Below are 18,357 nucleotides of genomic sequence, written 5' to 3' on the forward strand. Positions count from 1 at the left end.
CGGGGGCTCAGCCGTTGCGCAGCGAGCGGAAGATATCGCCGGTGTGGACGCCGTAGTCGCCGGCGGCGCGATCCGCGAAGAAGAAGCGCAGCGTCTGGCTGACGGTGGGGAACGCGATTTCGTCCCACGGAATATCGGCTTCGTCGAACAGCCTGACTTCGAGGCTTTCCTCGCCGGCCTCGTAGGCCGGATCGGTGAGCCGCGCCAGATAGAACAGGTGGACCTGGTGCACGTGCGGCACGTTGAGCAGCGTAAACAGGTTCTGCACCTCGACGCGAGCGCCGGCTTCCTCGAGCGTTTCACGCGCTGCGGCCTCGGCCGTCGTCTCGCCCATCTCCATGAAGCCGGCCGGCAGCGTCCAGAAACCGTAGCGCGGTTCGATCGCGCGCCGGCACAGCAGCACCTGATCGCCCCAGACCGGCACCGTGCCGACCACGTTGCGCGGATTCTGGTAATGGATCGTGCCACAGTGATCGCAGACGAATCGCTCACGGTTGTCGCCCTGAGGAATGCGCGCGATGACTTCGTGACCGCAGACGGAGCAGAATTTCATGTCGAGTGGAAGGGACGAGGTGATGCGAGTGTATCACCGGGGCGGGGCATTCTCGAACGCGAGCGCACGCGCGCAGTGTGCGGCGCGATGCATGGCGTGCGCTGCGCGGAGTCGGGCGCGGAAAAACAAAAAGCCCGGCGTTGAGCCGGGCTTTTTGAATGAATCGGGACGTTGGTTGCGGGGGTAGGATTTGAACCTACGACCTTCGGGTTATGAGCCCGACGAGCTGCCAGACTGCTCCACCCCGCGTCCGTCGAAGAATTGAATTATATGGACTTACCTGAATGCGTGCAAGTACTTTCTGACAATCGCGTTGCAACCGCCTGCGGAGCGCTTGCGGGACCGGTCCGGCAGGCGCGTGCGCTAGAATCGAGCGGTTTGCTTGTGTCGTTCATTCCTGCAGCGGAATCGTGCGCGAATTGCGTCGGTGCCGTTGCGACACTCACCATTGCATCGACGGATTCATGGACATCGCTCACGATCTGCAATCGATCGGCGCGCAGGAACAGGCGCTCGTGTTTCCCCATTTCGACCCGGCGCGCGCGTGGGCGCTCGGCAACCGGATGCATGCGCTCGCGACGTCGCGCGGCCATGCGATCGCGATCGATATCGTCACGTTCGGCCAGCCGCTGTTCTATGCGGCGCTCGCCGGCGCGACGCCCGACAACGCCGACTGGGTGCGCCGCAAGCGCAACGTCGTCGCGCATTTCCGCCGCAGCTCGTATGCGATCGGCCTGCGCATGCAGCAGGCCGGCGCCACGCTCGCCGACAAGCACGGACTGCCGATCTCGGAATATTCGCCGCACGGCGGCTCGTTTCCGTTGACCGTCGCGGGGGCCGGCGTGATCGGCTCGATCACCGCGTCGGGGCTGCCGCAGCGCGCGGATCACGAGTTCGTCGTCGAAGCGCTGTGTGCCGAGCTCGGGCACGACTATGCCGTGCTGGCGCTTGCAAGGAGCTGAGCGATGCAGCTTCCCGGTTACGCATGGCTCGCGATCGCGATCGTCGCGGAAGTGGTCGGCACGTCCGCGCTGCGCGCGGCGGACGGTTTCACGCGTTTGTGGCCGTCGACGCTCGTCGTGGCCGGTTACGGCATCGCGTTCTACTGCCTGTCGCTCACGTTGCGCACGATGCCCGTCGGCATCATCTATGCGGTGTGGTCCGGTGCCGGCATCGTGCTGATCACGCTCGTCGCGATGCTCCTCTATCGCCAGGTGCCGGACCTGCCGGCCGTGATCGGCCTCGGGCTGATCATCTCGGGCGTCGTGGTGCTGAACCTGTTCTCGAAGATGCAGGCGCATTGAGCGTGCGCCCGCGATACGCCGGATGGCTCACATGACCGATTCCACTTCCGCTTGCGCGGAATCCGCCCAGCCCGATGTCCGCGCGTATGTCGCGAACCGCATCGGCTATCTCGAACTGAACCGGCCGAAGGCGCTGAATGCGCTGTCGGTCGGGATGATCCGACTGATGCAGCAGGCGCTCGACGCGTGGCGCGACGACGCGGACGTGGTCGCGGTCGTCGTGCACAGCCCGCATCCGCGCGCGTTCTGCGCGGGCGGCGACGTGCGCTTCTTCCACGACGCGTGGCAGCGTGGCGATCGCGACGCGGTCGATACGTTCTTCATCGAGGAATACACGCTCAACCATACGATCTTCACCTATCCGAAACCGTACATCGCGCTGATGCACGGCGTCGTGATGGGGGGCGGCATGGGCATTTCGCAGGCGGCGCGGCACACGGGCGGCCTGCGGGTGGTCACCGACTCGACGAAGATGGCGATGCCCGAGACGCGCATCGGCCTGTTCCCCGATGTCGGGATGAGCTGGTTTCTCGCGCGCGCGCCGGGCGCGATCGGCCGCTATCTCGCCGTGACCGGCGCGACGCTCGACGCGGCCGGCGCACTCTACGCGCAGCTTGCCGATGCGTACCTGCCGGATGCCGCGCTGCCGGCGCTGTTCGATACGCTGCGCAGCGCACCCATCGACAGCGGCGCGCAGGCGGTCGCGTGCGTGGCCGACGCGGCCGCGTCGCACAAGGTCGTGCCGACGCCCGACACGTCGGTGCTGGCCGACGCGCGCGCCGCGATCGACCGGCATTTCGCGCAAGCCGATATCGGCGCGATCCTCGCATCGCTCGACGCCGAGCAGGATTGCGCCGCGGTCGACGGATGGGTCGAGAAGGCGACTCACGCGATGCGCACTCAGCTGTCGCCGCTGTCGATGGCCGTGTCGCTCGAAGTCGTCGAGCGGGCGCGCGGCGCGACGATGGCCGATTGCCTGCGGCGCGATCTCGACCTCACGCGTTCGACGTTCGCGCACGGCGACGTGATCGAAGGCGTGCGCGCGTTGATCGTCGACAAGGACCATCAGCCGGCCTGGCGCTTCAAGTCGATCGCCGATATCGATCGCGCCGACGTGCTCGCGATGTTCGACAGCCCGTGGACGCCCGACACGCATCCGCTGCGCAATCTGAAGGACTGACGCGCGGCGATATCGACGCGAAAGGCAAAAAGGCCGCCTGCACACGATGCAGGCGGCCTTTTCTCATTCGAGGATGCCGGTGCGGCCGGCGGCAGCGAGCAGTGGGCAGTGGGCAGTGGCTCGCCGCGAGGCATGCGCTATTCGTCGCCGGCGTCGTCCGACATGAACGCGCGCATGAACACGAGCGCGCCGAAGCCCCAGACCGCGTTCGCCGCGAAACCGGCGGCGAGCACCGGCATCATGTTGCCCGACGGCCAGATCCCGCGCAGCGGGTCGATCGCGAACACGCGGGCGGCCGTCAGCACGATGCCGCCGAACACCAGTGCGCCGATCCACGGCGCCTCGCGATCAGGCGCCACGCGCAGCAGCCACGCCATCGGAATCGCGCAGCACGCGCTGATCAATGCATTCGCAACAAATTCAGGAATGCCGAGCGGCGCGAACGGCTGGGTGGAGAACCCGGCGGCGGCGATCAGGTCCGCCGTATGCAGGAGCGCGAGCGTTGCTTCGCGAAAGAAGAGCGAGGCCAGGAAACCGGACAGGAACGGCAGGATGACTTTCTGCATCGATGAGTGCATTGCAGGCGCGGTCGGCCGGGGCTGTCCGCGCGAAGTTGTTCGGATAGGTGCGTCATTATAGGGCCCGGCCGATGCGATATTCGCTCGAGCGTCGTGCTAATCACGAAAGCGGAAAACCTAAGCTCAAAAAAATCGTTCCAAAGCCCTGCACCGATCCATAGACTGATTTCCCGGAAACAGCCGCGCAATCGCGTACTCGCCCGCGGCACGGCGTAACCGGCGAGCCATCCCGATTCGAACGCACATCATGCATGCGTCGCACGTTCGCGACGCGAGCAGGGCCTCGTTTTATCCAGATTCCGGCAAGAACGGTCAAGCAGGAGCAGCAGATGAATGTTTTCTGGTTTATTCCGACGCACGGCGACAGCCGCTACCTCGGCACCGCGGAAGGCGCGCGCGCCGCGGATTACGATTATTTCAAGCAGATCGCCGTCGCGGCCGACACGCTCGGCTATGAAGGCGTGCTGCTGCCGACCGGCCGTTCCTGCGAGGATGCGTGGGTCGTCGCGTCGAGCCTGATTCCGGCGACGCAGCGCCTGAAATTCCTGGTCGCCGTGCGTCCCGGCATCGCATCGCCCGGCCTCGCGGCGCGGATGGCCGCGACGTTCGACCGTCTGTCGGGCGGCCGCCTGCTGATCAACGTCGTGACGGGTGGCGACGCCGCCGAGCTCGAAGGCGACGGGCTGTTCGCCGATCACGATACGCGCTATGAAATCACCGACGACTTCCTGAACATCTGGCGCGGGCTGCTGTCCGCATCGCACGACAACGGCGGGTTCGACTACATCGGCAAGCACCTTCAGTCGAAGGGCGGCAAGGCGCTGTATCCGCCCGTACAGCGCCCGCATCCGCCGTTGTGGTTCGGCGGATCGTCGCCGGCCGCGCACGCGATCGCCGCCGATCACATCGACACCTATCTGACCTGGGGCGAGCCGCCCGAGGCCGTCGCGAAGAAGATTGCCGACATTCGCGCCCGCGCCGAGGCGCGCGGCCGCAAGATCAGGTTCGGCATCCGCCTGCACGTGATCGTGCGCGAGACCGAGGACGAAGCGTGGCGCGATGCCGAGCGCCTGATCAGCCGTCTCGACGACGAGACGATTGCTCGCGCGCAGAAGGCATTCGCGAACATGGATTCGGAAGGCCAGCGCCGGATGGCCGCGCTGCACGGCGGCAAGCGCGGCGGCCGCGAGGTGCTCGAGGTGTATCCCAACCTGTGGGCCGGTGTCGGCCTCGTGCGCGGCGGTGCGGGTACCGCGCTCGTCGGCAATCCGGAGCAGGTTGCGCAACGCATGCGCGAATACGCGGACCTCGGCATCGAGACCTTCATCCTGTCAGGCTATCCGCACCTCGAGGAGTCGTACCGTTTCGCCGAGCTCGTGTTCCCGCTGATCAAGGACAAGCGTGCGGCGCGGCCGTCCGGTCCGCTGTCGGGGCCGTTCGGCGAGATCGTCGGCAACAGCTACCTGCCGAAGGCGAGCCAGAGCTGAACGAAGGAGACCCGAGATGACAACGAAAACGTCGACGACGGGCGCGGCCGTGGCCGCCCGCGCGTGGCGCGGCATCGCGCCGTGGCTCGTGCCGCTCGCGCTGCTGGTTGCATGGGAGGTCGGCGCGCGCGTCGGCTGGCTGTCGACGCGCGTGCTGCCCGAGCCGGTGGCGGTCGTGCGTGCCGCGTGGTCGCTCGTGACGTCGGGCGAGATGTGGGCGAACGTGAAGGTCAGCACCTGGCGCGCGTTGTTCGGATTCGCGATCGGCGGCGGTGTCGGTCTGGCGCTCGGGCTTGCGACCGGGCTGTCGAAAGCGGCGGAGGTCGCGCTCGACTCGACGATCCAGATGATCCGCAACATCCCCGCGCTCGCGATGATTCCGCTCGTGATCCTGTGGTTCGGCATCGACGAGAAGGCGAAGCTGTTCCTCGTCGCGCTCGGCGTGTTCTTTCCCGTCTACATCAACACGTATCACGGCATCCGCTCGGTCGATGCGAATCTGATCGAGATGGCGAAGAGTTACGGCGTGCGCGGCTTCGCGCTGTATCGCGACGTGATTCTGCCCGGTGCATTGCCGTCGATTCTCGTCGGCGTGCGCTTTGCGCTCGGGCTGATGTGGGTGATGCTGATCGTTGCGGAAACGATCTCCGCGCAATCGGGCATCGGCTACATGACGATGAACGCGCGCGAGTTCCTGCAAACCGATGTGGTGGTGGTCGGCATCCTGCTGTATGCGGTGCTCGGCAAGCTGGCCGACGTGCTGGCGAAATGGATCGAGCGCGTGACGCTGCGCTGGCACCCCGCTTATCAATCTGGAGCAAAGGCATGAACGCGACGACTTCGGCGGCCGCCTACGGCCCGCTCGCCGGCGCAGACCTCGAGGCCGAACTGGCGCAGGCGCGCGTGACGGACGACGACGCACGCGACGCGGCGATCGTCGACCGGGACGGCGGTGCATCCGTCGTGCCGCTTGCACGGCGGCGCGCGGGCAGCCCGGCACAGGATGACGCGGTGACGCTGTCGGGTGTCAGCAAGCGCTTCGGCGCGCGCACCGTGCTCGACAACGTCGAACTCGGCATCGCGCGGGGCAGCTTCGTTGCGATCGTCGGCCGCAGCGGTTGCGGGAAATCCACGCTGCTGCGTCTCGTCGCGGGACTCGAGGCGCCGAGCAGCGGTGCGCTCGTGACGCGCGGCGAGGGTGGCGGTACGCTCGACACGCGGATCATGTACCAGGATGCGCGGTTGCTGCCGTGGAAAACCGTGCTGCAGAACGTGATGCTCGGGCTCGGTCGCGGAGCGCGCGACCAGGCGCGCGCGGTGCTCGACGAAGTCGGGCTGCTCGAGCGTGCGAACGACTGGCCCGCGCAGTTGTCGGGCGGTCAGCGGCAGCGCGTCGCGCTCGCCCGAGCGCTCGTGCACCGACCGCAGCTTCTGCTGCTCGATGAGCCGCTCGGCGCGCTGGACGCGCTGACCCGCATCGAGATGCATGCACTGATCGAGCGCTTGTGGCGCGAGCATCGGTTTACCGCGCTGCTCGTCACGCACGACGTGCAGGAAGCCGTCGCCCTCGGCGATCGGATCCTCTTGATCGAGCAAGGGCGCGTCGCGCTCGATCAGCCGGTGCCGCTCGACCGGCCGCGTGCACGCGCGTCCGCTGCGTTCGCGGCGCTCGAGGATCGCGTACTGCAACGCGTGCTCGCCGGCGGGCCCGGCACGGCCGGGCAGGGCGCGGCGCATGAGGTCGATTACGTACGACCGGTCGGGCAGATTCGCTGGGCCGTTTAAATCCGGGCGGCGCTGGCCGCCCGCTCTCAGACCTTTTTTCTTCGGAGCGATCAACCCGATGAGCATCACTGCAATCAACGTGCGTAACCAGTTCAAGGGCAAGGTGAAGGAGATCATTCGCGGGCCCGTCGTGTCCGAGGTCGACGTCGAGACGCCGTTCGGCATCGTCACGTCGGTGATCACGACGCGCTCGGTTGACGAACTTGAACTGAAGGTGGGCGCGGAAGTCGTCGCGCTCGTGAAATCCACCGAAGTGTCGATCGCGCGCCTCTGAGCGTGTTTCCGACGCCGGGCGCGGCGCACGGGCCATCCGGCCATGCGTCGAGCCCGGTATTTCGATCGCGCGTTTGCCTCTGTATTCGGCGTCCGGACGAAGTGCTAGGATGGAACGACACCGACGCCGGAGGCCAACGCATGACCCCCATCCTTTCTCCCGAAGCCATCGAGGCGCTGAAGTGGATCGACCAGTTCGGCGATACCCGGCCGGTTCCCGCCGCATTCGACGACGTCGTCTACGCGTTGCTGAACGAAGGGCTGATCTATCAGGCGGCCGGCGACCGTGTCGACCTGACCGCCGACGGCAAATCCGTTTTGTCTAACGAATACGATTGAGCGCACGGCGCCGGCCGCCGAGGCGGCCCGGCGTTGCGTCGCCACGGAGCGAGCGATGGAACCGAGAGGCAGCGATCTCGGCGATTTCAGCGAGCCGTACCGCGGCTACGAGATCGAAGTGAAGACCGAGCAGGTGTGGGACGGCGAGCATGCGCACTATCGCGTGCTGCAGGGCGCTGCCGTGCGGATCGACTGGCGGCTCGTCAAAGTCGACGGGATGCTGCTGACGGAGCGGCGCGTGATCGAGCGCGTGCTCGAAGAGGCGCGGCGTGCCATCGACGCCGAGCTGGGCGACGGCGGGCCGGTCTAGTCAGGCCGCCGGGCCGGCCTGGTCGCGTTGCGGTAAAATGGCGGGTTGTTTCCCGCGCCGCTTGCTGCCCCGAATTCCATGTCCGCACCGTCCTCGCTTCCTCCCCGCCGCGTCTGCGTGGCGCCCATGCTCGACTGGACCGACCGTCATTGCCGGTCGTTCCATCGCACGCTGACGCGCGACACGTGGCTGTATACGGAAATGATCACGACGGGCGCGCTGTTGTTCGGCGACGCCCAGCGGCATCTCGCGTTCACGCCGAACGAATCGCCGATTGCGCTTCAGCTGGGCGGCAGCGAACCGGACGATCTGGCGCGCGCCGCGAAACTCGGCGGGCAGTGGGGCTATGACGAGATCAACCTGAATTGCGGCTGTCCGTCCGAACGCGTGCAGCGCGGTGCGTTCGGCGCGTGCCTGATGAACGAGCCGCAGCTGGTTGCCGATTGCGTGAAGGCGATGCGCGATGCGGTGTCGGTGCCGGTCACGGTCAAGCATCGGATCGGGGTCGATGCGGTCGAGGACTACGCGTTCGTGCGGGACTTCGTCGGCACGGTAGCCGAGGCTGGCTGCCAGACGTTCGTCGTGCACGCGCGCAATGCGATCCTGAAGGGGCTTTCGCCGAAGGAGAATCGCGAGATTCCGCCGCTCAAGTACGACTATGCGTACCGGCTGAAGCGCGATTTCCCGTCGCTGGAGATCGTGATCAACGGCGGCATCAAGACGCTCGACGAAGTCGCGCAGCATCTCGAGCATGTGGACGGCGTGATGCTCGGCCGTGAGGCGTATCACAACCCGTACGTGCTCGCGGAAGTCGATGCGCGCTTCTATGGAGCGACCGCCGCCGCGCCGACGCGCGAAGAGGCCGAGGCGAAACTGATCGAATACTGCGCGGCGGAGCTGAAGCGCGGCACGTATCTCGGCGCGATCGTCCGGCACGCACTCGGGCTGTATCGCGGCGTCGCGGGGGCGCGCGGCTGGCGTCGCGTGCTGTCGGACAACAAGAAGCTCGCGCGCGGCGATCTGGCCGTGTTCGACGAGGCGCGTACGCATCTGAACGACGCTCTCGAAAATTTTGAAAAAAATGCTTTGCAAGATGGGAAAGTCTTCGTATAATCTTGTTCTTCGCTGCTGAACACGAAACGAAACAGCGAAGAAACAAAGCAGTATCAGTGGTGGCTGTAGCTCAGTTGGTAGAGTCCAGGATTGTGATTCCTGTTGTCGTGGGTTCGAGTCCCATCAGCCACCCCAAAGAATTCCTAGCGGTATCAAGTAGTTAGAAACGGCACTGTCCCACAAGGCAGTGCCGTTTTTGTTTTGGAATTCCCAAATTGGGAATTACATGCCTCGGCGCTTCACGAGTTTCGTTCGATCGTCGACTCGCGTAGTCTTCGCCGGATTGGCGTGCAGATCGGGCGGTGCGCCGCGATCGGCCCTGTATCGGGCGACGGTAATAGGCCCGCAGGTCGCGGAAGGTGAAGCGCCTCGCCATTAGCTTTTCATCGATCACCCTTCATCAGCATCCCAGAACCCTTTGAATCCATCGCGCGTGTAGTGCGTGGCGAATTTCGTCGTGCAGATGTAGATGCGCCGCTGCAGTACGTGGCGAACGGTAACAGGTTCGCCCAGCTCGAGGTCGACCTGAGGGTGATCGCGGCACTTGCTGACCGAGTGCGAGTTCCGGTTCTCGAAGGGCGACACCAGACGTCGCGGTGGCGCTAGCAGCGCGCGAGCGCGTCAGCCTCGATCGTCGTTGCGCCGGTCGAGGTGACAGGCGGTCTCATGGCTGACGGCGGAACGTGCGGCAACATGCCGGTGAGCGACCTCACGGTCGACGGCGTGCAACACGTCGGAATCTATCATCCTGTCGGATGACGATCTGCTGCCGCTCGGTACATACGGGTTGCCGACGCTGGCGCCGCGCATCATCGACTTGATGTTGGTGGCATGCGAGGCGACACACGGCGCGCTCGATAAGGTCAACGGCGCGCCGATCATGCGCGTACCGGCTACGCCAGTTCGTTCGAACGACATATGCCGGTCGTCGCACGGCAGCGGCTGTTTGATGACGGATATCGGGTAATTCGGACTGCCGTTGCCGGCATCAACTTGCCGCAGGCTGCTGGAGCCGATTGCCGCAGATGCGGTCCGCGAGAGCGTGAAAGCGGATGCGCCACGGCGCCTCGATTCGCCTGTACAGGATATCGGCAACCGCAAAGGACAGCAAAATAAACACGGTTGCGCCGATTCCCTGAGCGATCGGTGAATCAATCGTTCGCACGATATCCGTGATAGGCCTCAATGCGCCGAAGGTCAGATAGAGGGAATACGAGATTCGCCCCGAGTACTGAAACGGCATCGTATTGAGCACTCGCGCCACTGGACCTGTATCCCCAGATAGTGACCCAACTAGTAGAACAAACGACGCAGGGCCGATAAACGCGAGGCCGGGGATCTGATACGAGAACGCGACGATAAAGCAAGAAAGAAGAACTGCAGTGCATTGCGTCGGTACTGTTCGCATCATCAGTGCCGCACGCGACTCCCGAAATTCGGAAAGGAGCGCGCCCGCGAAAAATCCCGCGATGCAGCGCGCCCATCCAAAATCAGAGGTTATGTCCATGCAGCGCGAGCCAAGGGTACACTCATGCACCGCGAGCGAAGCCCATATAACCAGAGCGAAACTGATAACCATCATCGACGACAACAACGCGATGCGGCGCGCACCTCGGAAATGGAAGCATAGAAGCGCGAAAAGAATGTAGACGAAGAATTCGTCGCATGCGCTCCAGCTCACTGCAGTACCGAACGGGCTTGCGAACAGATGGAGCCCTTGCGTCATCGTCAGGGTCGACGCAATTTCCCGTGTGGTCGGCAGCATTTTGAATCGGAAATGGCCGGCGGTTATCGCGGTCCCGAGGCCGAGCAAGACGTTCGCGAGGCCATAGTAAATGATCGTGGTTACGATATGGGTGGGCCACAATCTGCCGAATCTTCTTGTCAAAAACGCGAATAACCGTGGGCCATCGTCAAGTTGCTCCGAGTAAGCGCTGGAGATAACGAACCCGCTCAAAACGAAAAACAGGTCCACCGCGAGATATCCACCCTGGAGATACGTGAGATCGAGAGTCCCCATATTGAGGTGGAACAGGGCGACCAGCAGTGCGGCGGCTCCGCGCAGTCCATCCAGACTGGTTATTGTCCTTTTCATCAGGCCCCCGCGAGATATTTTTGTTCCCCGTACTCGATGCGTTATACGGTAAACGCGAGGCACTCTCAAGGGTAGGCCACCATACGCGGACCCCGGTTCCAGATCAGACCGACTCTGCGCGTCGCGCAGTATGGAGTGGAGTTTCCGGAAAGGGTCAAGCGGGCCGCCAGGTTGTCCATGCTTTCGTGTCAGGCGGTTGCGCGTGATTCCTTGGCGCTGCTTGCCGGTACCAAGGAGATCACCGCGTGGCGCGCGCTTTATGGATATCGACGCGTTCACGTGGTCCCGCGAAGGCAGGCGAGATAACTGAAAGTGCGTCCACAGGCTGTGCCGTGCGGTGGGCCTGTCGCTGGGGCACAAGAGTCACGATGTAACAAATCGGCTCGGTTGCGACAACCTAAGCGCATCGCGACCGAGATCAACGAAATCTGGAGCCTGGTTTTCGTTACAGACGCACTGTTCGATGGGCGACTACTTCGAACACTGACCGTCGTCGACAACTACCCACGGGAATACTTGGTCATCGACGTCGAGCAAGGCCTGAAGGGTGAGCACGCGGCCCGCACGCTGATGCGTATCATCGCCATGCGCGGGCATCGTGCCACGATCAAGGTCGACAATGGCAGCGAGTTCGTCTCGAACATAATGGTTTCCTGGATGTATGAACATGGTGGCGAGCTGGATTTTAGCTCCGCCCGATTTGCCCGTCAGGCAAGGGAATCCGCCTCGCCAGACCACTCAACCACGCCGGAAATCTCCACTTCCGACCGGGACTAACTCTGGTTCAAGGTTAGCCGGCTCACTTCCTTCAGCCGATCGGTTTCTCCTGCACTCGCCAATACGGCGAAAACGGGACTCGCCGAAATGCAACACCGGGAGCGATTGCAACAATGACGCCGTTGCCTGTTTTTTGTCAAACGAGTCACTTTTCAGACATATCCGATATGAGCCGCGATTGTCGGCAGGTATACATCTTTATACCTATCGCCGGCACCATAAAATGAACCATCGCGACTACAGCTACTACCTCCGCGGCCAAACGGAATACATGAAGCAGGTGCTGCAGTATTTCGCAGCCTGTTGCCCCGAAAAGACCAGAATCCTCGATATCCCGTCCGGATCCGGCGTGTTCGCCGCATCACTGAATGCGCTCGGCCATGATGTAGTGCAGGCGGATATCCATGGCTACGGCGATTCCGTCGTAGCCGACATGGAAGCGCCTCTCCCGTTCCAGAATGACGAGTTCGGTGCGGTCACCTGTCTCGAGGGAGTCGAGCACGTACTGAATCCGGTGCATCTTATTTCCGAGTTGGTTCGCGTAACGAAGCAGAAGGGCACCATCATCGTTTCAACGCCGAACGTTTCGAATCTGCATTCGCGTCTGCAGTTTCTCTTTACCGGTACTTTCTTCCAGTTCGATGCGCGCGGCGCGCGCCAGACTCACGGAGCGTCGGTCGATCGTGGCCACGTGAGTCCGTTCACACCGCTTCAACTGATCTATGTGTTTGGTGCGATGGGTTGCACGCTAAAGGGCGTCCGCATCGATCGCCGCAAGCGCATGGCGCTTATCCCGCTTTATCTGCTGCTGAAGCCCCTGTCGATCCTGTGGACCCGGAAAGTCACGCATGGCACTTCCGCCGGAACATACCCGGGCGTTGCAAGCGTCAGTCGTCTCTTGACGGGATTCAAGTTGATGTTCGGTCGATCGCAAATCTTGATCTTCGAAAAAATGCAGTAACCGCGATGCGCTGACACATAGCCATGAACGAGCCCCGTTGCGATCCATCGACGGAAATCCTGACTTCTTCAGTTCACCACATTCAGTTGAAATATGATTCAGAACTTCTGGCTTGAATTACTGATAATTTCATGTGCGGCACCATTGCTGGCACATCATTTTCGTACAGAACAAATGGCAAAGATCTGCCGGAAAATCGGCCCGCCGCGCAACATTTCGTTCTGGACGATGGTGTTCCACCCGCGCTATTGGCACCTCTGGAGTTTGAGACAGTGGGAGGCTCAATTCGCGCGTCAGGAGGACGCCGAGAGCAAATCGAGACGCGACTGAACCGCCGCTGACTCAGCGCGTGTTGTTTCTTCAAACATCGGCCGGTGATCCCGGCTCTCGCGACGCTTAGCGAAAGTCAGCGCGGATGGCGGAATAGGCCAGTGTCTTGGCATCAGCCGCCAAAGCCTTACAGTCTTACATTCATGTAATATTTTGATTCCTCGTGCCCTTAGCTTTGCAGGGCCGTTCGGTCCCGGCGACCCGGAAGGCGCCGGGACTTTTTTTGCGACTGGCGCCGTCGTGCAGCATCTCGTTCGAGTCGCGATTCAGTTCCCCGTCGGGGCTTCGCGATTGCTACACTTTCCCGGCCTCGATCGCACAATGGGACCCACCCGCGCATGCAGGAAAACCGACTCGTCACGCTACGCAGCGCGACACCAGGCGACGCCGCCCCCATTGCTCGCTTGCATACGCTGAGCTGGCAGAGCGCATATCGCCATATCCTGCCTGCTGCCTATCTGTCCGATGAGGTGCCAATGGAGCATGCGACGCGGTGGCGAAGCTACTTCGACCGCAACGAAGCCGAACGGGGCCTCGTGCTCGTCGCGGTATCGGACGATATCATCGGCTTCGTCAGCGCCGAAAGGCCGGTCGATCCGATGCGCGGCGTCCTGCTCGATTGCCTTCACGTCCATCCTGCACATCATGGAAAAGGGGCCGGCAAGCGGATGATCGAATCCGTTCGCGCGTGGGCGCGAAATATCGGCGCGGACAAGGTTCACCTTTCGGTGCTGGACGGCAATGTCCGCGCCATTGGCTTTTACGAGCACAACGGCTGGCAACTGGCGGCCGTCGAAACCAGCTTGATCGGCTGGACGGAAGTGACGGACCGGATCTATGTAATCGAGGCCTAGCGGCCGGTCGGCATCGACTCGAACGGGGTCGCGCGGTGCTCGATCCGTTCGGCACGGAGTCAAGCGCCCGTCTTTAGTCCCCGCAATACCGCACCAGCAAATCCGCCTCCGTTTCATGCACCTCGACCGGCAGGCTCGTCGCCCCGGCATACGCCAGATAGCGCGCGCGGTGCTGACCGTTTCGGAATGATGCCACGCCGACTTTCGACAGCCCGGGAATGCCGAGCAAAGTCCGCGTTCGCGTCTCGCGAAAGGTGATGAAGGGCATTTCGGGAATCCGGGCCTGGGCCGGGTCGAGGAAATCGCGGATGCCCACAGCCTTGCCGGGCGCCCAGTACTGAACCGACGGCAGCACATAATCGGTGGTGTCTCGATCGGCGCAGGCGAGCAGCTTCGTCAGGTCGACCGTCACGACGCGATGCCGCGAGTCGTCGGATGCGAATACTCGCTTGAGATGCGTGGAGGCATAGGCGGCATGTCCCGAAAGCGGGATGATCCAGACATCGACGCCATCATGTTGTGCCCGGGCGAGTGACATTGTTTCCTTGAGTGGGGCAAGCGACTATCGTGGTCCGAGTGTAGCAGCGCGACCGCGGCCGCGGCGCAGGCAGATACCCGCTGAAAGGGTGAGTTGCCGCACAGACGCTGGCACGGGCCGCGATCACAATCTGGCCGGTTGACCGTTCTACCCCGGCCCGGTCAACCATTTCCCCGCTCGCTCGCGCAGGAGCGGGGGCTTTTTCCCCGCACGACGCATGCAAGCCGCGTCGGCGCAAACGGACAGGCGTCCGGCAGGCGGCGTCTCGCGCCACGGCGTCCGCTCGCCTGATCCGCATGAATCGCTTTCCTCGTGCCTGAGCGCTTGCTTGGGCCCATCGCCGGTTGCGGCCGGCGATGCCTTGGTCCCGGCGGCGCGCCGTCGCGCTGCCGGGATGCTTTTTGTACCGCTCCCATCGAAAACCAGCACACGCGCAATGCACGCGCCCGCGAGATCAGCCCGCGTGCTCGACGCTGGTTTCCCAGCCGTCGTATTCGCCGCCAAGCGAGCGCACCTCGCGATTGATCTCGAGCGTATGGCGCGTGATGTCGGCCAGCACCATCGTGCCTTCGTGCGCAAACCGCACGGCCGATTTGCCGTCCTCGGTCGGCGCGACCGATTCGACCAGATAGCCTTTCGACTCCGCCCAGTCGGCGAACTGATGTGCATCACTCGGTTCAGCGAAGTAGGCCCAGTGCATCACGCGGCGGCTCACGTCGCTCACGTCGCCTTTCTGCCGCAGCGCATCGAGCACGCGCATGTCGCGCATCAGTTGCCAGTCGTCGTCGGTCGGGTAGAGCGTGCGCCAGTACGTTTCCTTGTCCGGATCGTCCTGGTAGGCGTACTGAAGCGCGTAGGTCGTGTGCTCGGCCAGCGAGTCGACGATCCCGGCGGCGGCGGCTTCGTCGAACGGCACGTAGAACAGGAAGTCCTGGTTGCCGTCGACCGTGATGCGGCCGACCTGCACACCGTTTTTCGCGGTCACTGCGGCGTCCAGCAGATCTTCGATTTTCGTGAGACCGGCGAACTCGTCGCTGCTCGGCAGTCCGTCGGGCGTCGGATGCTCGAGCGTGACACGCACGCTGAGCAGCGACGTGCGCGGATCGCTTTCGGCGATTTCCGCAAAGCCGTGATTGAAGCTGATGAAGGCCTGATGGTCGCCCATTCTGGCAGGGAAGGTTCCCCAGGCGTCGGTCATGTGTTTCTCCCGTGCACGATTGTCTGTTGACGGTTGCAAAGCGTCCCAATGTATCATCGAAAATCGCGTTGGCCGAAGCCACGGGCGGGGATGATCGCCCGTCAAGCCCGCCCGGTGGTGGTTGAATTCTCGTGCTGTCGTGCCATCGCAGGCTTCCATCGTCCGGCGTTTGTCCGGCCGCAATCGTTTCGAAGGAGATACCGATGTCGATGTTCGCTGTGAATGGTGTCCGAATCGACGTGCTCAGCGCGCGCGTGACGCACGTGCGCTGGGCGGCAGTCAATCCGGCGGACAGGTCGTGGGCGGCGGCGCCGACCGAGGCGTCGGTGGCGGAAGTCGCGCGTGCGCTTGCGGCTGGCGACGACGTCCGCGCCGTGTTCGACGAAGCGGACGGGATGGCGGTCGGGCCGAGGCTGAAGCGCGTGCGCTATCGCGACGCGTCGGAAGGGATCGAGCTCGACATCGATGCGACGAGCGAGTCGCGTACGCTACGTGACCTTCCGCAGATCTGAAAAAAATAATCCGCAGGCGTGTCGATTTCCGTCGAGCTCGTCCGTCGTGGCATCGGAGGCGTGCGCATCGTGCGTGCGATCCGATTTCCGACACGATAACCGACTGAAGGAGCGACACTCATGACCACGTCCGTCAACCCGATCCCGGAAGGGATGCGCACACTGACGCCGCACCTGATCTGCGCCGGCGCAGCCGCCGCCATCGACTTCTACAAGCGTGCGTTCAACGCGACCGAACGGTTTCGCCTGCCGACCCCGGACGGCCGGCTCGCGCACGCGTGCCTCGCAATCGGCGATTCGACGCTGATGCTCGTCGATGAAATGCCGGAGCACGGCGCGCTCGGGCCGAAGGCGCTGAACGGCACGCCGGTCTGCCTCCACCTGTTCGTACCGGATACCGATGCGGCGATCGCGCAGGCCGTCGCGGCCGGCGCGACCGTCACGATGCCGGCCGCCGACATGTTCTGGGGCGATCGCTACGGCCAGGTGGAGGATCCGTTCGGCCATCGCTGGTCGATCGCGACCCATCAGCGCGACCTGACACCCGAGCAGATCGCGCAAGCGATGGCGAGCGCGCCGCCGTGCGGAAGCTGACCGAACGGCGCGTACCGGGCTGAACGCGGCTTGCGGCCGCGGCTCGGTCGTGCTCAGGCGCCGGCGGCTTTGCCGCGCTGTTTGTCCTCGTACATGCGCCGATCGGCCGATTCGAGCAGGTCGGCCACCGCGCGATGTCGCGCGGGATCGTATGCCACGTAGCCGGCACTGAACCGGATTGCATAGCCGCGTGCGTCGGCCGCGTTGCGCAGCGCGAGCGCCTGCGCGACGCGCTCGATCGGCTCGCCGACATCGGCCGGATCGCTGGCGCTCAGCAGCACGACGAATTCGTCGCCGCCGAGTCGTGCGATGACGTCGCTGTCGCGCAGCGCACCGGTGAGCGTGTCCGCGAAGGTCTGGAGCGCGCGGTCGCCTTCGGCATGGCCGAAGCGGTCGTTGATCGCCTTGAAGTCGTTCAGGTCGAAGAACAGCAATACCGCGTGCCGGCCCATGCGCTCGCACAGACTCAGCACGTGGCGCGCGAGAATCTCGAAGCCGCGCCGGTTCGTCAGTTGGGTCAGCTCGTCGGTCGTCGCGAGATGCAGCGCCGCGATTTCGCGTTCGGTCATATGCGCGAGATCGCCGAGCAGCGCCAGGTCGTCGACGGAGAGTTCGCGCGGTCGCGTGTCGATCAGGCACAGCGTGCCGACTGGTGCGCCGTTCGGCGCGGCAAGCGGCCGGCCCGCATAGAAGCGAATGCCGGGCTGGCCGGTGACGAGCGGATTGTCGTGGAAGCGATCGTCGTTGCGCGCGTCCTGGATCACCATCGTTTCGTCCGCGAGCAGCGCGTGCGCGCAGAACGAGACATCGCGTGAAGTCTGCGTTGCGTCGAGACCCGGATGACTCTTGAACCACTGGCGATTCTCGTCGACGAGGCTGACGAGCGCGATCGGAACGTCGAACAGCCGGCGCGCGAGGCGCGTGAGGCGGTCGAACCGCTCTTCCGGCGGCGTGTCGAGGATCGACAGGGAGTGAAGCGTCTCGAGCCGGGCCGCCTCGTCGACCGGTTTGGGAGCAATCTGCATGGGCCTTTGTCTCTGGTCCCGGCCGTGAAGCCGGTCATCGATCGTGTCTGTATGGCGCGCCGGGCGTGCACACGCCCGGCGGCGCACTTCCGCGGATATCAATCACCGCGCTCGATGAGCGCATGGCGGACAGTATCGCGCATTCGCCCTGGCACTGCCACGTCCGGTTGTCCCGGAGCGACATGTCGATCCGACATGAACGCACCGCGTGTCGTGCGTTGCCTCCCGACATCCGGATTTGATGCGCGGCGGCTCAAGCTCCCCGGCGCGATGCCGTAAACAGGGGAAACATCAATCGCTCATCCACCGCACCATGGTTCGAATTCTGTACGCGGGCTATCTCGCGTTCGCGTTGTATCTGCTCTATCCGATGGTTCAGGACACGCTGGCCTTCAGTGCGGACTGCGTGCTCGGCGCGCTGCCGGGAGGGAATCGCGATCGACCGCAGCTTTCGGCCAGCGACGCACACGCGCATGCGAGCCGATGTGTCGCGACGACGCAGATCTCCGAGCGATCGCCCGACATCCACTGATTTCATCAACCGGTTCCAC

The 18,357-nt window shown here is 63.9% G+C and carries 23 protein-coding genes and 2 tRNA genes; 17 read left to right on the forward strand and 8 right to left on the reverse strand.

Annotation, left to right across the window (positions count from 1 at the left end; genetic code table 11):
- Positions 1–7: 7 nt before the first annotated feature.
- On the reverse strand, positions 8–553 hold the full coding sequence (locus tag HW466_RS08740; RefSeq protein WP_059447221.1) for an NUDIX hydrolase: 546 nt from the start codon (positions 551–553) through the stop codon (positions 8–10).
- 172 nt (positions 554–725) lie between these two features.
- Positions 726–802: transfer RNA gene (locus HW466_RS08745), tRNA-Met, on the reverse strand.
- Positions 803–1,017: 215 nt separating this feature from the next.
- Between HW466_RS08745 and HW466_RS08750 the strand changes: the two genes are divergently transcribed.
- The 3 genes from HW466_RS08750 to HW466_RS08760 are packed head-to-tail and all read left to right on the forward strand — an operon-like array spanning position 1,018 to position 3,037.
- Positions 1,018–1,515 (forward strand): heme-degrading domain-containing protein, encoded by a 498-nt coding sequence (locus HW466_RS08750; protein ID WP_059501891.1) that lies wholly within the window; start codon positions 1,018–1,020, stop codon positions 1,513–1,515.
- 3 nt (positions 1,516–1,518) lie between these two features.
- Entirely contained in the window at positions 1,519–1,857 is a 339-nt protein-coding gene (locus HW466_RS08755) for a DMT family transporter (RefSeq protein WP_059501893.1), read from the forward strand.
- 31 nt (positions 1,858–1,888) lie between these two features.
- Positions 1,889–3,037, forward strand: coding sequence for an enoyl-CoA hydratase/isomerase family protein (locus tag HW466_RS08760; protein ID WP_151005815.1), 1,149 nt, complete (start codon positions 1,889–1,891; stop codon positions 3,035–3,037).
- Between the two features lie 137 nt (positions 3,038–3,174).
- On the opposite strand, the gene HW466_RS08765 is transcribed toward HW466_RS08760, so the two are convergent.
- Positions 3,175–3,603: a hypothetical protein gene (locus HW466_RS08765; protein ID WP_059502173.1), complete on the reverse strand. Its 429-nt coding sequence runs from the start codon at positions 3,601–3,603 to the stop codon at positions 3,175–3,177.
- A gap of 341 nt (positions 3,604–3,944) precedes the next feature.
- On the opposite strand from HW466_RS08765, the gene ssuD reads away from it, so the two are divergent.
- From ssuD to HW466_RS08805, 8 genes are all read left to right on the forward strand, one after another.
- On the forward strand, positions 3,945–5,102 hold the full coding sequence (gene ssuD / locus HW466_RS08770) for an FMNH2-dependent alkanesulfonate monooxygenase (protein WP_059501898.1): 1,158 nt from the start codon (positions 3,945–3,947) through the stop codon (positions 5,100–5,102).
- Positions 5,103–5,118: 16 nt separating this feature from the next.
- Positions 5,119–5,931 (forward strand): aliphatic sulfonate ABC transporter permease SsuC, encoded by an 813-nt coding sequence (gene ssuC, locus HW466_RS08775; RefSeq protein WP_059501900.1) that lies wholly within the window; start codon positions 5,119–5,121, stop codon positions 5,929–5,931.
- Positions 5,928–6,887: an ATP-binding cassette domain-containing protein gene (locus HW466_RS08780; protein ID WP_059447227.1), complete on the forward strand. Its 960-nt coding sequence runs from the start codon at positions 5,928–5,930 to the stop codon at positions 6,885–6,887. The genes ssuC and HW466_RS08780 overlap by 4 nt, the downstream gene beginning before the upstream one ends.
- Positions 6,888–6,945: 58 nt before the next feature.
- A complete protein-coding gene (locus HW466_RS08785; RefSeq protein WP_006400187.1) occupies positions 6,946–7,161 on the forward strand; it encodes a TOBE domain-containing protein in 216 nt (71 codons plus the stop codon).
- Between the two features lie 140 nt (positions 7,162–7,301).
- The gene (locus tag HW466_RS08790) at positions 7,302–7,499 is read left to right on the forward strand and encodes a hypothetical protein (RefSeq protein ID WP_059447228.1); all 198 of its coding nucleotides are present in this window, start codon (positions 7,302–7,304) and stop codon (positions 7,497–7,499) included.
- 55 nt (positions 7,500–7,554) lie between these two features.
- On the forward strand, positions 7,555–7,809 hold the full coding sequence (locus HW466_RS08795; RefSeq protein ID WP_151004414.1) for a hypothetical protein: 255 nt from the start codon (positions 7,555–7,557) through the stop codon (positions 7,807–7,809).
- A gap of 126 nt (positions 7,810–7,935) precedes the next feature.
- The gene (gene dusA, locus HW466_RS08800) at positions 7,936–8,922 is read left to right on the forward strand and encodes a tRNA dihydrouridine(20/20a) synthase DusA (protein WP_239005790.1); all 987 of its coding nucleotides are present in this window, start codon (positions 7,936–7,938) and stop codon (positions 8,920–8,922) included.
- A gap of 59 nt (positions 8,923–8,981) precedes the next feature.
- Positions 8,982–9,057: transfer RNA gene (locus tag HW466_RS08805), tRNA-His, on the forward strand.
- A 486-nt stretch (positions 9,058–9,543) separates the two neighbouring features.
- Here the strand turns inward: HW466_RS08805 and HW466_RS08810 are convergent.
- Together HW466_RS08810 and HW466_RS08815 are read right to left on the reverse strand one after the other, a co-directional pair.
- Entirely contained in the window at positions 9,544–9,840 is a 297-nt protein-coding gene (locus HW466_RS08810) for a hypothetical protein (RefSeq protein ID WP_151004418.1), read from the reverse strand.
- Positions 9,841–9,910: 70 nt separating this feature from the next.
- On the reverse strand, positions 9,911–11,017 hold the full coding sequence (locus HW466_RS08815; RefSeq protein WP_151004420.1) for an acyltransferase family protein: 1,107 nt from the start codon (positions 11,015–11,017) through the stop codon (positions 9,911–9,913).
- A gap of 387 nt (positions 11,018–11,404) precedes the next feature.
- Between HW466_RS08815 and HW466_RS08820 the strand changes: the two genes are divergently transcribed.
- The 3 genes from HW466_RS08820 (at position 11,405) to HW466_RS08830 (ending at position 13,939) form a co-directional block, all read left to right on the forward strand.
- Entirely contained in the window at positions 11,405–11,794 is a 390-nt protein-coding gene (locus HW466_RS08820) for a DDE-type integrase/transposase/recombinase (RefSeq protein ID WP_170296654.1), read from the forward strand.
- A 223-nt stretch (positions 11,795–12,017) separates the two neighbouring features.
- Positions 12,018–12,755, forward strand: a complete 738-nt coding sequence (locus tag HW466_RS08825) for a class I SAM-dependent methyltransferase (protein WP_170296655.1) — start codon at positions 12,018–12,020, stop codon at positions 12,753–12,755.
- Between the two features lie 668 nt (positions 12,756–13,423).
- Positions 13,424–13,939, forward strand: a complete 516-nt coding sequence (locus tag HW466_RS08830; RefSeq protein ID WP_151004426.1) for a GNAT family N-acetyltransferase — start codon at positions 13,424–13,426, stop codon at positions 13,937–13,939.
- Between the two features lie 73 nt (positions 13,940–14,012).
- Here HW466_RS08830 and HW466_RS08835 read toward each other — a convergent pair whose 3' ends face one another.
- Together HW466_RS08835 and HW466_RS08840 are read right to left on the reverse strand one after the other, a co-directional pair.
- A complete protein-coding gene (locus HW466_RS08835; RefSeq protein ID WP_059771122.1) occupies positions 14,013–14,477 on the reverse strand; it encodes a plasmid fertility inhibition factor family protein in 465 nt (154 codons plus the stop codon).
- Positions 14,478–14,931: 454 nt separating this feature from the next.
- Positions 14,932–15,675, reverse strand: coding sequence for a DUF695 domain-containing protein (locus tag HW466_RS08840; protein ID WP_151004428.1), 744 nt, complete (start codon positions 15,673–15,675; stop codon positions 14,932–14,934).
- 203 nt (positions 15,676–15,878) lie between these two features.
- Here HW466_RS08840 and HW466_RS08845 point away from each other — a divergent pair, with 203 nt between their 5' ends.
- Together HW466_RS08845 and HW466_RS08850 are read left to right on the forward strand one after the other, a co-directional pair.
- A complete protein-coding gene (locus HW466_RS08845) occupies positions 15,879–16,187 on the forward strand; it encodes a hypothetical protein (RefSeq protein ID WP_059449620.1) in 309 nt (102 codons plus the stop codon).
- A gap of 120 nt (positions 16,188–16,307) precedes the next feature.
- Positions 16,308–16,781, forward strand: coding sequence for a VOC family protein (locus HW466_RS08850; protein ID WP_151004430.1), 474 nt, complete (start codon positions 16,308–16,310; stop codon positions 16,779–16,781).
- Positions 16,782–16,834: 53 nt separating this feature from the next.
- Here HW466_RS08850 and HW466_RS08855 read toward each other — a convergent pair whose 3' ends face one another.
- Positions 16,835–17,806 carry a GGDEF domain-containing protein gene (locus HW466_RS08855; RefSeq protein ID WP_059449622.1) on the reverse strand — a complete coding sequence of 324 codons (972 nt, stop codon included), beginning with the start codon at positions 17,804–17,806 and terminating at the stop codon, positions 16,835–16,837.
- A gap of 313 nt (positions 17,807–18,119) precedes the next feature.
- On the opposite strand from HW466_RS08855, the gene HW466_RS08860 reads away from it, so the two are divergent.
- Entirely contained in the window at positions 18,120–18,338 is a 219-nt protein-coding gene (locus tag HW466_RS08860) for a hypothetical protein (protein ID WP_059544574.1), read from the forward strand.
- Positions 18,339–18,357 lie beyond the last annotated feature (19 nt).

Source organism: Burkholderia territorii (genome assembly GCF_902833055.1).
Classification (GTDB): Bacteria; Pseudomonadota; Gammaproteobacteria; order Burkholderiales; family Burkholderiaceae; genus Burkholderia; species Burkholderia territorii.

Coding starts and splice junctions, on each gene's coding strand:
- HW466_RS08740 (WP_059447221.1), bottom strand. CDS start 553: ATGAAATTCTGCTCCGTCTGCGGTCACGAAGTCATCGCGCGCATTCCT.
- HW466_RS08760 (WP_151005815.1), top strand. CDS start 1,889: ATGACCGATTCCACTTCCGCTTGCGCGGAATCCGCCCAGCCCGATGTC.
- HW466_RS08780 (WP_059447227.1), top strand. CDS start 5,928: ATGAACGCGACGACTTCGGCGGCCGCCTACGGCCCGCTCGCCGGCGCA.
- ssuC (WP_059501900.1), top strand. CDS start 5,119: ATGACAACGAAAACGTCGACGACGGGCGCGGCCGTGGCCGCCCGCGCG.
- HW466_RS08785 (WP_006400187.1), top strand. CDS start 6,946: ATGAGCATCACTGCAATCAACGTGCGTAACCAGTTCAAGGGCAAGGTG.
- HW466_RS08815 (WP_151004420.1), bottom strand. CDS start 11,017: ATGAAAAGGACAATAACCAGTCTGGATGGACTGCGCGGAGCCGCCGCA.
- HW466_RS08835 (WP_059771122.1), bottom strand. CDS start 14,477: ATGTCACTCGCCCGGGCACAACATGATGGCGTCGATGTCTGGATCATC.
- HW466_RS08855 (WP_059449622.1), bottom strand. CDS start 17,806: ATGCAGATTGCTCCCAAACCGGTCGACGAGGCGGCCCGGCTCGAGACG.
- HW466_RS08845 (WP_059449620.1), top strand. CDS start 15,879: ATGTCGATGTTCGCTGTGAATGGTGTCCGAATCGACGTGCTCAGCGCG.
- HW466_RS08750 (WP_059501891.1), top strand. CDS start 1,018: ATGGACATCGCTCACGATCTGCAATCGATCGGCGCGCAGGAACAGGCG.
- HW466_RS08790 (WP_059447228.1), top strand. CDS start 7,302: ATGACCCCCATCCTTTCTCCCGAAGCCATCGAGGCGCTGAAGTGGATC.
- HW466_RS08860 (WP_059544574.1), top strand. CDS start 18,120: ATGGTTCGAATTCTGTACGCGGGCTATCTCGCGTTCGCGTTGTATCTG.
- HW466_RS08795 (WP_151004414.1), top strand. CDS start 7,555: ATGGAACCGAGAGGCAGCGATCTCGGCGATTTCAGCGAGCCGTACCGC.
- HW466_RS08840 (WP_151004428.1), bottom strand. CDS start 15,675: ATGACCGACGCCTGGGGAACCTTCCCTGCCAGAATGGGCGACCATCAG.
- HW466_RS08765 (WP_059502173.1), bottom strand. CDS start 3,603: ATGCAGAAAGTCATCCTGCCGTTCCTGTCCGGTTTCCTGGCCTCGCTC.
- HW466_RS08850 (WP_151004430.1), top strand. CDS start 16,308: ATGACCACGTCCGTCAACCCGATCCCGGAAGGGATGCGCACACTGACG.
- HW466_RS08830 (WP_151004426.1), top strand. CDS start 13,424: ATGCAGGAAAACCGACTCGTCACGCTACGCAGCGCGACACCAGGCGAC.
- HW466_RS08825 (WP_170296655.1), top strand. CDS start 12,018: ATGAACCATCGCGACTACAGCTACTACCTCCGCGGCCAAACGGAATAC.
- ssuD (WP_059501898.1), top strand. CDS start 3,945: ATGAATGTTTTCTGGTTTATTCCGACGCACGGCGACAGCCGCTACCTC.
- HW466_RS08755 (WP_059501893.1), top strand. CDS start 1,519: ATGCAGCTTCCCGGTTACGCATGGCTCGCGATCGCGATCGTCGCGGAA.
- HW466_RS08810 (WP_151004418.1), bottom strand. CDS start 9,840: ATGTCGTTCGAACGAACTGGCGTAGCCGGTACGCGCATGATCGGCGCG.
- dusA (WP_239005790.1), top strand. CDS start 7,936: ATGCTCGACTGGACCGACCGTCATTGCCGGTCGTTCCATCGCACGCTG.